Origin of the sequence: Shewanella sp. SW32 (assembly GCF_025653365.1) — a bacterium.
Classification (GTDB): Bacteria; Pseudomonadota; Gammaproteobacteria; order Enterobacterales; family Shewanellaceae; genus Shewanella; species Shewanella oncorhynchi.
Genome location: NZ_JAKKSJ010000011.1, coordinates 21,816 through 34,467 on the forward strand (window position 1 = coordinate 21,816; position 12,652 = coordinate 34,467).

General features: G+C 46.1%; 12 protein-coding genes. 7 read left to right on the plus strand and 5 right to left on the minus strand.

Going from position 1 to position 12,652, the window contains the following annotated elements; all coding sequences use genetic code 11:
• Nucleotides 1-641 precede the first annotated feature (641 nt).
• On the minus strand, nucleotides 642-2,381 hold the full coding sequence (gene ggt / locus L5M28_RS08200) for a gamma-glutamyltransferase (RefSeq protein ID WP_263203021.1): 1,740 nt from the start codon (nucleotides 2,379-2,381) through the stop codon (nucleotides 642-644).
• Nucleotides 2,382-2,489: 108 nt separating this feature from the next.
• On the opposite strand from ggt, the gene L5M28_RS08205 reads away from it, so the two are divergent.
• A complete protein-coding gene (locus L5M28_RS08205; RefSeq protein WP_263203023.1) occupies nucleotides 2,490-3,830 on the plus strand; it encodes a GNAT family N-acetyltransferase in 1,341 nt (446 codons plus the stop codon).
• 74 nt (nucleotides 3,831-3,904) lie between these two features.
• On the opposite strand, the gene L5M28_RS08210 is transcribed toward L5M28_RS08205, so the two are convergent.
• Nucleotides 3,905-4,528, minus strand: coding sequence for a LysE family translocator (locus tag L5M28_RS08210; protein WP_263171908.1), 624 nt, complete (start codon nucleotides 4,526-4,528; stop codon nucleotides 3,905-3,907).
• Between the two features lie 219 nt (nucleotides 4,529-4,747).
• On the minus strand, nucleotides 4,748-5,236 hold the full coding sequence (locus L5M28_RS08215) for a hypothetical protein (RefSeq protein WP_263203025.1): 489 nt from the start codon (nucleotides 5,234-5,236) through the stop codon (nucleotides 4,748-4,750).
• A gap of 255 nt (nucleotides 5,237-5,491) precedes the next feature.
• Here L5M28_RS08215 and L5M28_RS08220 point away from each other — a divergent pair, with 255 nt between their 5' ends.
• The 6 genes from L5M28_RS08220 (at nucleotide 5,492) to L5M28_RS08245 (ending at nucleotide 10,058) form a co-directional block, all read left to right on the plus strand.
• Entirely contained in the window at nucleotides 5,492-6,067 is a 576-nt protein-coding gene (locus L5M28_RS08220; protein ID WP_113940925.1) for a YbhB/YbcL family Raf kinase inhibitor-like protein, read from the plus strand.
• An 11-nt stretch (nucleotides 6,068-6,078) separates the two neighbouring features.
• Complete coding sequence (locus L5M28_RS08225; protein WP_258547657.1) at nucleotides 6,079-7,245, plus strand: major royal jelly family protein; 1,167 nt, start codon at nucleotides 6,079-6,081, stop codon at nucleotides 7,243-7,245.
• A 154-nt stretch (nucleotides 7,246-7,399) separates the two neighbouring features.
• Entirely contained in the window at nucleotides 7,400-7,876 is a 477-nt protein-coding gene (locus L5M28_RS08230) for a VOC family protein (protein ID WP_028759587.1), read from the plus strand.
• A complete protein-coding gene (locus L5M28_RS08235) occupies nucleotides 7,863-8,852 on the plus strand; it encodes a glycine betaine ABC transporter substrate-binding protein (protein ID WP_263203026.1) in 990 nt (329 codons plus the stop codon). Before L5M28_RS08230 ends, L5M28_RS08235 begins: the two co-directional genes overlap by 14 nt.
• Complete coding sequence (locus L5M28_RS08240) at nucleotides 8,849-9,331, plus strand: Atu1372/SO_1960 family protein (protein WP_263203028.1); 483 nt, start codon at nucleotides 8,849-8,851, stop codon at nucleotides 9,329-9,331. The genes L5M28_RS08235 and L5M28_RS08240 overlap by 4 nt, the downstream gene beginning before the upstream one ends.
• Before the next feature lie 172 nt (nucleotides 9,332-9,503).
• Nucleotides 9,504-10,058 (plus strand): sugar O-acetyltransferase, encoded by a 555-nt coding sequence (locus L5M28_RS08245; RefSeq protein WP_131525027.1) that lies wholly within the window; start codon nucleotides 9,504-9,506, stop codon nucleotides 10,056-10,058.
• A 124-nt stretch (nucleotides 10,059-10,182) separates the two neighbouring features.
• Here L5M28_RS08245 and hppD read toward each other — a convergent pair whose 3' ends face one another.
• Nucleotides 10,183-11,223, minus strand: coding sequence for a 4-hydroxyphenylpyruvate dioxygenase (gene hppD, locus L5M28_RS08250; protein ID WP_263203031.1), 1,041 nt, complete (start codon nucleotides 11,221-11,223; stop codon nucleotides 10,183-10,185).
• A 76-nt stretch (nucleotides 11,224-11,299) separates the two neighbouring features.
• Nucleotides 11,300-12,460 (minus strand): homogentisate 1,2-dioxygenase, encoded by a 1,161-nt coding sequence (locus L5M28_RS08255; RefSeq protein ID WP_263203033.1) that lies wholly within the window; start codon nucleotides 12,458-12,460, stop codon nucleotides 11,300-11,302.
• Nucleotides 12,461-12,652 lie beyond the last annotated feature (192 nt).

Below are 12,652 nucleotides of genomic sequence, written 5' to 3' on the forward strand. Positions count from 1 at the left end.
ATATGAATATTCAAATTAGTTTAATTATTATGCATTTTCTGGATAGGTCATTGGCCCACAAATGGAGCTAATAACTAAAGCTACTAAATGATTTCTGTCCAAAAGCGTGCTGGGTATCTCCTTCATACAGACAGGTTACACTAGTGCCAAAAAGGTGAGCCATGGTGATTAGCGAGACGACCGTCCGCCCCATGGATGGGGCGGTCGAGCATCCACGGACGGACTGGCTGCGCGTCGATGAGTGAATGCCATGGCAAGCCTATATGAGTGGATACCAGCCAACGCAAGTGTCCCAACGATAGAAATAACTGGCCACCCAGTACAATTCACCTACATGGTTTGTCTTGAAGTGAGTGGTGTTTAGTATGATATTTTATGACTCTATTGCAGCGTCACTAAAGTAAAAAACAATGCAAATCAGCACAATAACTTTTTTACACAATAAAAAGCCCTGCTTATACAGTGATGTATAGCAGGGCTTTTTGATTGCGAGTTTGTATTCGTTGAGTGAAAGTACAAGCTTTACTCAGGGTTTATGACCTAGTTCGAATAGGTCATAAATCCTTTTATCTCATCCACCTATTTCTCTCACTCATCTCTTTACACTCATCTCTTTCACTAAAATCGGCATCATGGAGATGCTAGTAGCCGATGGCTTCGCTACCCGAGTGGCGTGGATCAGACGCGCCAAAAATTCCTTGTTCGGTCACCATGATTGATTGTGTGCTGCCCATAGCGGATTGTACTTTCACTTTGTGCCCTTTGGCTTCGAGCAGGGAAATGGTATCGCGATTAAAGCTGGACTCGACTCGCAATTCATCGGGTTGCCATTGATGGTGAACCCGCGCCGCATTACTGGCTTCCGCGATGTTTAATCCATGATCGATCACATTCATGATGATCTGCAGTGTGGTGGTGATAATGCGCGAACCACCTGGACTGCCAGTGACGAGGAAGGGTTTGCCATCCTTCATTACTATTGTTGGGCTCATTGAGCTGAGTGGGCGTTTATTGCCCTCGACCGCATTGGCATCACCGCCTACTAAACCGTAGCCGTTTGGCACGCCGGGTTTGGCAGAGAAATCATCCATCTCGTTATTGAGCAAAATCCCTGTTCCCTTAGCCACTAAACCTGAGCCGTAGCTGAAGTTTAAGGTGTAAGTGTTTGAAACCGCATTGCCCCATTTGTCTACTACCGAGAAGTGAGTGGTTTGGTCGCTCTCATAGGGGGCGAGCTTGCCGGGCTTGATTTCGGCGCTCGGTGTTGCTTTATTCACCGCAATTTGGCTGGCGATTTTTTGGGCGTAGTCCTTACTGGTTAAGGCTCTGACGGGTACCTTATAAAAGTCGGGATCGCCTAAGTATTCGCTGCGATCGCTATAGGCGTACTTCATGGTTTCTGCCATCAGATGAATCGTCTGCGCGGTATTGTGGCCAAGTTTGTCTATCGGGAATTGCTGCAATACGTTGAGCATTTCGATGATGTGCACGCCGCCCGATGATGGTGGTGGCATAGACACAACTTGGTAACCGCGGTATTCGCCGCGCACGGGTTCACGTTCCACAACCTTATAATTTTTAAGATCGTCTAAGGTCATAATGCCGCCAGCGTCTTTCACCGCATTGATGAGCTTAGTGGCGGTTTCACCTTCGTAGAATCCTTTGGTGCCTTTTTCAGCGATAAGACTTAACGAATGGGCAAGCTCAGGTTGTTTAAGAATATCATCCACTTGATAGTCACTGCCGTCAGCTTTGTAGAAGATAGCGGCCGTGGTTGGCCATTGGGCCATGCGACGTTTTAGGCCGGCAAGGGATTGGGCAAGATCTGGCGTTACGCTAATGCCTTCCTGCGCCATTTTAATCGCGGGTGCCGTAACTTGGGCGAGAGTCATAGTGCCATATTTTTCAAGGGCTAAGCTCATGCCCATCACAGTACCTGGCACACCCACGGCAAGGCCGTGTTCGCGGCTCAGTTTTTCAACTGCGTCGCCATTTTCGTCGAGGAAAATATCTTTCTTGGCTTTAGATGGCGCCATTTCACGGTAATCGATTGCGATGGTTTTGTTTTCTTTGGCAATATGCACCAGCATAAAACCACCGCCGCCGATATTGCCAGCACGGGGTAAGGTGACAGCCAAACTGAAGGCGACAGCCACGGCGGCGTCAACCGCATTGCCGCCTTGCTTTAGGATCTCAACGCCGGTGCGACTGGCGAGAGCTTCTTGGCTTGCGACCATGCCATGTTTAGCCCACACAGGTTGTGCGGTGGCCATCTGGCTGAAAATTGGTGATTCATCGGCAAGCAGACCGGGAGATGATAGTAAGGGAAGCGCCATCGCAATGGCGAGAATAAGAGGTCTAAAAGGTCTTGTTGGACGCATACTCAATCCTGAATTTATTTTAATTATGGCTATGCAATGTGCCGAGAATTAGGCTTAATTGCAACCTCGTATACTTGTTCACACCAGTAAAGGACGATAATTTACCCAATGAGACAGCTTATTTTGGCTTTTGCGAGCTCAATGTCGGATATTTCGGCCAGTGCGTGGAATGCCGCCATGGGTGAGGCGAATCCATTTTGCCGCCATGAGTTTCTGTTGGCACTCGAGCAAAGCCGCTCCGCTTGCACTGCAACCGGTTGGACGCCTCGACATTTATGCGTGTTCGATGCGGGTGACACATTAAATGATGTCGCCAGCAAGGATAAAAGCTTGTCGCCTTTGGCTGAAGGAGGGTTTATCAGTGTGCAAACGGCTAAGCACTTCAATCAGTTCCCACTTATTGCCGTCATGCCCTTGTACCAAAAATCCCATTCCTACGGTGAGTATGTGTTCGATTGGGCGTGGGCCGAAGCCTATGAGCGCCATGGGCTCGATTACTATCCCAAATGGGTGAATGCGATCCCTTTTACCCCAGTGCAAGGTCAACGGATGGGCATTCATCCCGCAGTAGAGCGCGCCGAGCAACTGCGCGTGGCGGCATTACTGCTGATGACATTGAATCGCCGACTAATATCAGCGCAGGATAATCTCGTACCTAAGGAAGCTATTCTTAATGGGCCAGAGCAGGGCGACAGCCCGATTTCCTCATGGCATAGTCTGTTTGTTACCCCAACACAAACGCCGTTATTTGAAAGTTTGCCAAATTCGCTGTTAAAACGCTTAGGTACTCAGTTCCATTGGCATAATCGCAGTTATCGGGATTTTAATGATTTTCTGGCGGGCTTTAGTTCCCGTAAGCGTAAGAATATCTTGAAGGAGCGGGCGCAGTTACAGCCTTTTAATCTTAAGTTTCAGTTTGTCGAAGGGGAGCAGATCACCGCTTCGCAATGGCAGACTTTTATCCAATGTTATCAATTAACTTACCTTAAGCGCTCCGGTCATCGCGGCTATTTAACGCCAACCTTTTTTCAGCAGTTGGGGGCACAACTCGCTGCGCAAGTCCTACTGTTGGTGGTTGAAGATGCAAAGGGCGAGATGGTCGCTGGTGCCTTGTATTTAAAAGGTGAGAATACCCGAGGGCAGAAATGCTTATATGGTCGTTATTGGGGGACGACGGTTGAGCTTGACGGTTTACATTTTGAGGCCTGTTATTATCAAGGTATTCAATATTGTATTGAACATGAGTTTCAAGTGTTTGATGCGGGCGCACAGGGGGAACATAAGGTGCTGCGTGGCTTTGAACCCGTAGCAATGTATTCCTACCATAACATCGCCCATTTGGGATTTAAGGCGGCGATTGCCGACTTTGTTGAGCAAGAAACACTGCAAATGCAGCAATATATGGTGCAGATGCAAGATGTGTTGCCCTACAAAAAAGAGCCTTCATAAAGACCGAGTTAACGGGACTTTATTGGGCTCATTTTAGGTAGAACGGGTTACATTTAAGCGGTTAGTTCAAACCGTTAGCTCATGGCTAACCAAACTCCTACGCCTATCATTAGGCTGCCTGCAATGCGGTTTAACCAGCGAATATTATCACCACGGCTCAAGAAGATGCGCAGGCTTTTGCCACCACTGGCGTAGGCGAGCATAGAGGTAAATTCGGTCACCATGATAATGCTCAGTAAGGCGAGGAGCTGCGGCGCGACGTCGCGCTCGGCATTGATAAAAGGGGGTAGTAGCGACACCATAAATGCCCAACCTTTTGGATTGGCAATGGCGGTAATAAAGCCTTGAGAGATCAAGGTAACATTGCTGGCTCTGGGGTTAGTGTCATCATCACTTAATATGGCCATCTTGCCGCGCGCGCGCCACATCTGTACGCCGATAAAGCCTAAATAAATTCCGCCAACCCATTTGAAGATTTGAAAGACTTCGGGATAGTTGAGCATGATACTGGCAACGCCCATCACGGCGGCTGTCGCCACTAACGCCACCCCAACCAGTTCACCCAGCATCATCCACAGGGTGCGGCGCACACCTATACTCATGCCCAGGGTCATGGCGAGTGTCATGCACATGCCCGGCGTGATAGAAACAAAGAAAAAAGTCGGGATAAACACAGCGAGTAAGGCAAAATCAGGCATGGTTTGGTCATTCTTGGGTGAAGATGAGAAGGGCGATAGTGTAATGAAAATGGCGGATTTAGCCAATCTGCTTATTTTGAACTTGCTCTCTTTAAATGTAATCGGTTGTGTTGGCTGGCGATATTTCACGCAAAAAGCATACTGTGGTTATCATTAACAATATGCTCACTAACCCCATTGTGATTAATTCTGCAGTTGTTCGGTTAACAGCGATTAACCTCATAGTTTACAAGATAAGACATTGACTGTAGGTTCTACATCAGTATCGATCAAGTAAACACGATCGGCGCCCACTATATAATAACTGTATAGGTCTTGGTAAATATGTTCGCCTAATTCACCATAATAAGGACGGCGTGCATTTTTTACCGACTTCCATATTGGCCAAGGTAAAGAAAAATAATCGGCATTGGATTGATTCTTGATATTTAAATCTGAATCAATAGGGAATGGCGTATTGCTTTTATCATCATGTTGAATATCACTAAAGTTATCACTTATGTTATCTAAGAAGGTTTGATAACTTGACTCATCAATTACTTGTATTCCTGAAATCGTTGGGAAATACAATTCCATCGTGAATGCATCGTTATCAAGTTCCTGCCACAGTATGGTTAAAGATAAATGCTCTAATCTGCAACTCAGGTTCGGGTGTGGCTTTAGGTTTCTGCTCACGGGAAACCAAGGTTGATAAGCCGCTTTAATCATAGCGAAACCTCGTTATATTATTGTGTTAAGAACATATCTTAGTCGTTTGGCTGTTACTTTTTTGCATTATTTTTGCTGAAAGTACCATAACCTAAAAATAACTGAGAAGCATGTTGAGATTATCCAATATTTTTTGAAACTCATATCAACCAAATGCGCCTTATCAATCATAATTTGATTGATATGCTAACCCACATTCTCAAATCAATGGTTAATGACTGTTCTAGGACAGTTCAAAAATGGGTTCAGCATATTATGAAATCGCCTTATTTCTCCTCTTTTAAAAAGACTCTCTTGGTGACTGTCGCTTTGGCCGCCAGTATTAATTACGTTATGGCTGACGACAGTGCCTCTGCGTTTAGTCTCGAAAGTAATTTAGCTGATAATTCAAGGTTCCCTCCTGAGTATTATTGGAATCAATTTGGTTGTTCGGGCGAAAATATTGCGCCGCGTTTAACTTGGCAAAATGTACCTGCCGGTACCAAGAGCTTTGCTGTCACTTTATATGACAAAGATGCGCCTACTGGCAGTGGTTTTTGGCACCGTGTTGTGTATGACATTCCGGCACAGGTGTCGACTCTCGCAGGTGGTGTGAATGGCGGAGCGCTACCCAGTGGTGCCATTGAAGCTAATACCGATTTAGGTAAACCTGGATACTTTGGACCTTGTCCACCAGAGGGACGTGAACACAGTTATGTATGGACAGTGCATGCTTTGGATGTGGCGCAGTTGCCGATAGACAAGGGATCAACGCCCGCTTTGGTGGGATTCTATCTTTGGCAGCATAGATTAGGCGAAGCAAGTTTAACGCTTTTAGCTGGCCCACGTTAGGAGGAATGAAGATGACCATATTATCTACGCGCATTACATACCCAATGTTATCAAAGGCTTTTACTCTACTGGCAACCAGTTTGTTGTGTTCTTATTCATGGGCGACACAGACTGAGCCGCTGGCAAAAATGGAAGTTTTTGCCGAACTTGATGGGGCTGTGGGCGGTATTACTTTCACATCAGATGAACGATTGATTTTCAGTTATCACCCTTTCTATCAACCTAACATTAAGGTGGCAGAGCTTTTAGCGGATGGTAGTACTAAGCCATTTCCTAATTCGGATTGGCAGCAATGCCATGATCCGCAGGGCAAAGCGAAAGAACCTGACACTTGCCTTAATTGGGTGTTGGGGCTGCGAACCGACGATCAAGACAGAGTGTGGCTATTAGACTCTGGCCAGCAGGCGCCACGTATTGAGCCTAAATTAGTGGCATGGGATACCAAGAAAAACCAATTAGATCGCATTATTCATTTGCCCGCGCCAGTCTCTCTTCCTGAGTCACAACATAATGACTTTGTTATCTCATCTCGACATCAAGCGATTGTGATTGCCGATGAGGGGATTGGCACGGGTCCCATTGGTGAAAAGGCTGCGCTGGTAGTTGTGGACTTAAATACAGGGAAAAGTCGGCGCCTATTACAGGGTGATAACAGTGTGATGCCAGATTTACAGCGGCCACTGATTATCGATAAAAACTCAAAAGATAGAAAGCAGATTGAAGTTTATGTGGGTGCCGATGGCATTGCTTTAGATAAAACCCAAACATGGCTCTACTTTGCCCCGATGAATAAAGACAAAGTTTACCGTGTGCGGATGACAGATCTCATCAATCCTTCGTTAACGCCTGCGGCACTCTCTGCCAAAGTGGAGGCTTATGCCGATAAGCCCGACAACGGTGGCTTAAGTATTGATGAAGCGAATAATTTGTATCTAACAGAAGTGGGAGAACGGGCCATTGGCGTGATCCCTGCCGATTCTCGCCAGTATCGCACTTATGTCCATGATGAACGTATGGTTTGGCCCGACGGTGTGAGTTATGGCAAGCAAGGTTACTTGTACTCTGGGGCTGCGCAATTACCGTTATCGGCACCATTAAATAATGGCAAAGCTGAAAACAGTCCACCTTATTATATTTTCCGTTTTAAGCCGTTAGCGGCGGGCGTTCGTGGTAATTAATCCGAACAATTAATCTCATCAATTAATTTTATAACCTTACGCCAAGTGCTTATCTGAACTGAATTTATTCACATAATTTTTGCGGATTAAAACGGTTTGGATTCGCACTTGGTTATACCGAGTCACTGAGTCACGACATCCAGAGGATGACAATATGAACATTATCGGATTGGATCACTTTACCATCAGAACCCCCAAACTGGTTGAAACGCTGTTGTTTTATCAAGTTATCCTTGGATTGAAATTAGGTTGGCGGCCACAGTTTGGTTTTCCTGGACATTGGCTCTATGCCTCAAATAAGCCCATTTTGCATTTAGTGGAAGCGGGCGATCAGGCGCTAGATGCCTACTTAGGGGAAAGCAGAAATATTTATGGCTCGGGACGTGTTGACCATTTGTCGTTTCGTGGCACGGATTTACACCAGATGCAGCAGCATTTATGCCAGCAGAGGATGATTTTTCAGGAACGAATTGTGCCTGAGATTGGTGAGCATCAGTTGTTCCTTGAAGATCCGAATGGCATCAAAGTAGAGATGATATTCCCCTATGCAAAGGACAACGCCATCGTAGGGATTGTGATGGATAGGCTCACTATTTTAGACACCAAGGAGCCTGAACATGGCGGAGATTAATGTCTTCAGAAGGCAATTATTGCAAACGTTGGGATTGGGCAGTTTGGCATCATTGGCATTATTTCCTCGAGGTGCGATAGGTATGAATTCATTGAATAAGAGTACAAATATGGAGAGCTCACAGGGTAAGCCGATGATTCGCATGGGAGTGACAGACTTAAGTTTTCATCGCGTCACCGCCGCTGTGGTTGCCCATGTGATAGGGATTATGGGCAAAGAGGTGCAACGAAGCTATGCATTGCACGAGGCTAATTTTGAGCAGCTAGGTGAAGGCAAAGTGGATATGCTGTGTTCAGCATGGCTGCCCCATAGCCATGGGATTTATCGACAAGGTGTCGAAGAGCGAGTTGCTACGCGGCAACTCGGGCTACATTATGAGCCCTATGCGCTCTGGGGCGTACCCGATTATGTGCCTGCTGAGCAAGTGTCGAGCATTGAGGATTTACTCAAACCTGACGTGCAGCAACGTATGCGGCCCATCATTCAAGGGATTGGTGAGGGGGCGGGGATCACGCGATTTTCTAAAAAGATCATGACGCAATATGGATTAACGGCGGCAGGTTATCAATTTAGAACAGGCACTCAAGCCGACTGTGTCGCGGCTTTTGAGTCTGCCGTAGCGGTAAACGAGTGGGTGATCGTTCCTTTGTGGCATCCACAATTTTTACACCATCAATACGGTATTCGCGATCTTCAGGACCCTAAAGGTTTACTCGGGGGAAAAGATAAAGCGGTATTGCTCGCCCGTGAATGCGAGTTAGCGGTTAATTTCTCGCCCGCACAAATTCAGGTACTTGATAACATAGTATTATCGAATCAAATGGTTGCAGAACTCGATTATGCGGTTAATCGACAAGGAATGACGGAAGATGAGGCCGCTGCGAACTGGCTGACAGTCAATCCTCAGCATTTGACAACCTGGCTAGCCCCGCTGCTTAATCTTGCGAATGCCTCCTCTCAGGAGGTGATATTATGATGGTCACACCTGAATCGCGGCTAGTAGCGGCAGGGCTTGAACTACCTGAGGTTGCTGCGGCTCTTGGAAATTATGAACCCTATTCAATTGTTGGCAGTCAGTTAATGACCTCGGGTCAGTTTCCCTATTTAGAGGGCGAGCTTCAGTATCAAGGACAATTGGGCGCAGATCATACTGTGAGCGAAGGCTACGCTGCCTGTCGTCTTGCGACCCTAAATGCTATTGCCCAATTGAAACAGGCTTGCGGTGAGCTTTCGCGGATAAAACAAATTTACCGCTTGGAAGGGGTGCTAAATGTGCATCAATCTTGCTTTGAACATCCTAAAGCACTCGATGGGGCTTCGGATTTGTTGCTTGAAATCTTCGGTGAAGCAGGGCGCCACAGCCGGATGATTTGGACAAATCCGGTCATGCCGCTGAACAGTTTGTGTCTAGTGTATTTATTTGCAGAACTCTATTGTGATGATGAACAAAGGTAATGACCTTTGTCTCGATTGAAATCGAGTACTTGAATGTGACTCACATTGGCTGTCAGCTAAATGTTCTGTCAGCAAGATGGGTAGTTCATTCAATAGCATATAAGGCAGTTCTTGAACTTTCATCAATCGATTGTTAGGGTTAGGTCATCATGGACGGAATGTTGACAATACGATGACTGAGAAACAAAAAATGTTGGCGGGCCAGCCCTATAAGGCTTGGGATGATGAGTTATTGGCTGAGCGGATGCGGGCGAAATCCATTTGTCATCAGTTTAATCTGGCCGAACCGACTTTGCTTGATGCCCGAATGGAGCATCTTCGTGGCCTGCTTGATATTCAACACTGCGCCCATATTGAGCCTAATTTCTTTTGCGATTACGGCTATAACATCCATATTGGCAAACAATTTTACGCCAATCATAATCTAACCATATTAGATGTTTGCTCAGTCTCGATTGGCGATAATGTGATGTTTGGTCCCCATGTGATGATTTCTACCGCAACACATCCTATTAATCCCATTGCGCGGCAAACGACGGAATACGGCGCGCCAATTCAAATCGGCAATAATGTCTGGCTAGGCGGAAACGTCTCTGTACTGCCGGGTGTGACCATTGGTGATAATTGTGTCATTGGTGCTGGTAGTGTAGTGAATAAGAGCATTCCGGCGAACTGCGTGGCGGCGGGGAACCCTTGTAAGGTTATCAAACCTATCGATGTGGACTAGCGCAGGAAAGTTAAAGCCGAGTGATTGGCGTCAATGCTGATGCTGATTTAAATGACGATGTAGATATTCGTAGAAAGAAAAACGGTACGCAGTGCGTACCGTTTTTTATTAGCAGGATGAATACTTACAGTACGCCGCGGCGCATTTGGTCCCGTTCAATTGATTCAAACAGGGCCGTAAAGTTGCCTTCACCAAAACCTAAGTTATTCTTACGTTGGATGATTTCGATGAAAATCGGTCCAAACAGGTTTTTAGTAAATATTTGCAATAAATAGCCTGTATCATCACCATCCACCAAAATTTGGTGATGTTTGATGCGCTCACGATTCTCAGTCACTTGAGGCAACTTGTCGAAAATGGTGTCGTAGTATTCAGGGATGATGTCTAGGCATTGGATTGAGCTGCCTTCCATCGCATCCAGAGATTTAACGATATCGCGGCTTCTAAAGGCTAAATGTTGCACACCTGGGCCATTGTATTCCTTCAGATATTCATCAATTTGGTTTTTATCGCTGCCTTTACCTTCGTTGATCGGGATACAGAAGCTACCATCGGGTGAGCGCAGGGCGTAGGACACTAGCGCGGTTTGTACGCCGCTGATGTCAAAGTAGCGCACTTCCGTAAAACCAAAAATGTTTTTATAGAAGTTAGCCCAATGTTCCATTGTGCCTTTGTAGACGTTGTTGGTTAAGTGATCGACCTCGATAAAGCCTTTCTCTTGGGTGATAATTTGCTCGTCTAAATCTTCAAAATCAGCGGCATAGATATTGTTATCTGCGCCAAAGGTGTCGATGAAATAAATTAAGCTGTCACCAATGCCGTAAATCGCAGGATAAGGCAGATCTTTATTGGCATCATCGGCGGGTTTTGCACCACGTTCAACGGCAACGCGATAGGCAAAGCCGGCATCTTCTACACGCCAGCCCATAGAGCAAATGGCTGGGCCGTGGGATTTGGCAAACTTAGCTGAGAAACCTTCGCGCTCAGTGTTGAGCAGAAAATTAATGTCATTCTGTTTGTAGTACAGGATGTCTTTTTTCTTGGCTTTTTTCAGCAGAGAAAAACCAAAGTCGATAAAGACTTTGTGCATAAAATCAGTATCAGGGCTGGCGAATTCCGTGAATTCGATACCTAATAAGCCCAGTGGATTTAGTTCGCTTGCCATGATGTTTTCCTCGTTATTTTAGTGCAACACGCCGTCACTCTAATGACTCCCGCATGGGAGTGCTGGTGGCTTGGGGCTAGTCTTCTAGCCAAGAGCGGTTGTAGTCTTTGCTCATGCAATTTTGTACATGTTCGGTTAATTTCAGTGGGGCGAACGTGTCCACCATCACTGCATATTCATAGGTTTCTTTTTTGCCAATTGAGGCTTCTGTGCGGCCCGGTTGTGGTCCGTGGGCCACACCTTTTTGATGTAAGGTCATGTAACCCGCTTCAATGCCCGTGCGGCTCATAAAGTCGCCATCGACGTAATACAAGACTTCGTCACTATCTATGTTGTTGTGGTAATAAGGCGCCGGAATCGATTTAGGGTGGAAATCGTAGGGGCGCGGCACGAAGTTACAAATCACAAAGTTATGGGCGGTAAAGACTAAGTGATCAGAAGGGGGGAGATGGATTTTGCCTACCTTTGGCGCGTATTCGGTAATGTTGAATGCCCAAGGGTAAACGCAGCCATCCCAACCCACTAAATCAAAGGGATGCCATTCAAGTGTGGTGAGTTGGTACTTATCGCCAAACTTACACACTAAGGGGAAGGCGCCGCGCTCAACCACAGCATCTTGCAATGTAGGTACGCGCAAATCGCGCTCGCAGTAAGGTGCCGATTCTAATAGCTGACCATACTCGTTACGGAAATGCTTAGGCACTTCCACCATAGAGAATGACTCGATAACGAAAAGTCGCACATTGCTGTAATCGTTGAATTTTAGTTGATAAGTGGTACCGCGTGGGATCACGAGATAGTCCCACTTTTGGATCTTAATCGTGCCGTACTCGCTGTAGAGTGTGCCTTCGCCTTCGTGGACAAAAACCACTTCATCGGCATAGGCGTTACGGTAAAACTCGTCGGTATCGGCGGTGACTTTGGCGGTATAAAGTGCTAAGTCATTGTTATAAAAAATCTTGTTACGGGCGCTGAAGAAATTACCTTCACGGTCGGCGTCGCGGGAATCGAGTTTATAGTTTTGGACCAGCGAATCTTCCCAATTGGCACCATGGCCTAGGCTGTAGGGCGCCACTTCTAATGCTTTGGTTGGCATGTTGTGGTGATATTTATTGGAATAAATATTGGAAAAACCATGGGTTGAGAACAACTCTTCACGGTAAAGCTCGCCGTTTTCCTTTTCAAATGCGATATGGCGCTTATGGGGAATCTGGCCTTGTTTCACATAAAATGGCATGGAGGATCCTTGGTTTTTACAGCGGCGTGAGATTAGCTCTACTTCGCTTGTCGTTATGGTTATGTGATCTTGTTATCAATTTAGTTGCTTGAATGAACAAAAAAAAGAATAATAAATCCGTTATCTCAATCTAAAAATTAGATGGTATTCTAATCTTTACGAATCGTAGTGTTTCCGTGACATGTTCATTAG

Bases quoted from the DNA above. Each gene is read 5' to 3' on its own strand.
- L5M28_RS08225 (WP_258547657.1), top strand. From the start codon at position 6,079: ATGACCATATTATCTACGCGCATTACATACCCAATGTTATCAAAGGCT.
- L5M28_RS08220 (WP_113940925.1), top strand. From the start codon at position 5,492: ATGAAATCGCCTTATTTCTCCTCTTTTAAAAAGACTCTCTTGGTGACT.
- L5M28_RS08245 (WP_131525027.1), top strand. From the start codon at position 9,504: ATGACTGAGAAACAAAAAATGTTGGCGGGCCAGCCCTATAAGGCTTGG.
- L5M28_RS08215 (WP_263203025.1), bottom strand. From the start codon at position 5,236: ATGATTAAAGCGGCTTATCAACCTTGGTTTCCCGTGAGCAGAAACCTA.
- ggt (WP_263203021.1), bottom strand. From the start codon at position 2,381: ATGCGTCCAACAAGACCTTTTAGACCTCTTATTCTCGCCATTGCGATG.
- hppD (WP_263203031.1), bottom strand. From the start codon at position 11,223: ATGGCAAGCGAACTAAATCCACTGGGCTTATTAGGTATCGAATTCACG.
- L5M28_RS08240 (WP_263203028.1), top strand. From the start codon at position 8,849: ATGATGGTCACACCTGAATCGCGGCTAGTAGCGGCAGGGCTTGAACTA.
- L5M28_RS08230 (WP_028759587.1), top strand. From the start codon at position 7,400: ATGAACATTATCGGATTGGATCACTTTACCATCAGAACCCCCAAACTG.
- L5M28_RS08205 (WP_263203023.1), top strand. From the start codon at position 2,490: ATGAGACAGCTTATTTTGGCTTTTGCGAGCTCAATGTCGGATATTTCG.
- L5M28_RS08255 (WP_263203033.1), bottom strand. From the start codon at position 12,460: ATGCCATTTTATGTGAAACAAGGCCAGATTCCCCATAAGCGCCATATC.
- L5M28_RS08235 (WP_263203026.1), top strand. From the start codon at position 7,863: ATGGCGGAGATTAATGTCTTCAGAAGGCAATTATTGCAAACGTTGGGA.
- L5M28_RS08210 (WP_263171908.1), bottom strand. From the start codon at position 4,528: ATGCCTGATTTTGCCTTACTCGCTGTGTTTATCCCGACTTTTTTCTTT.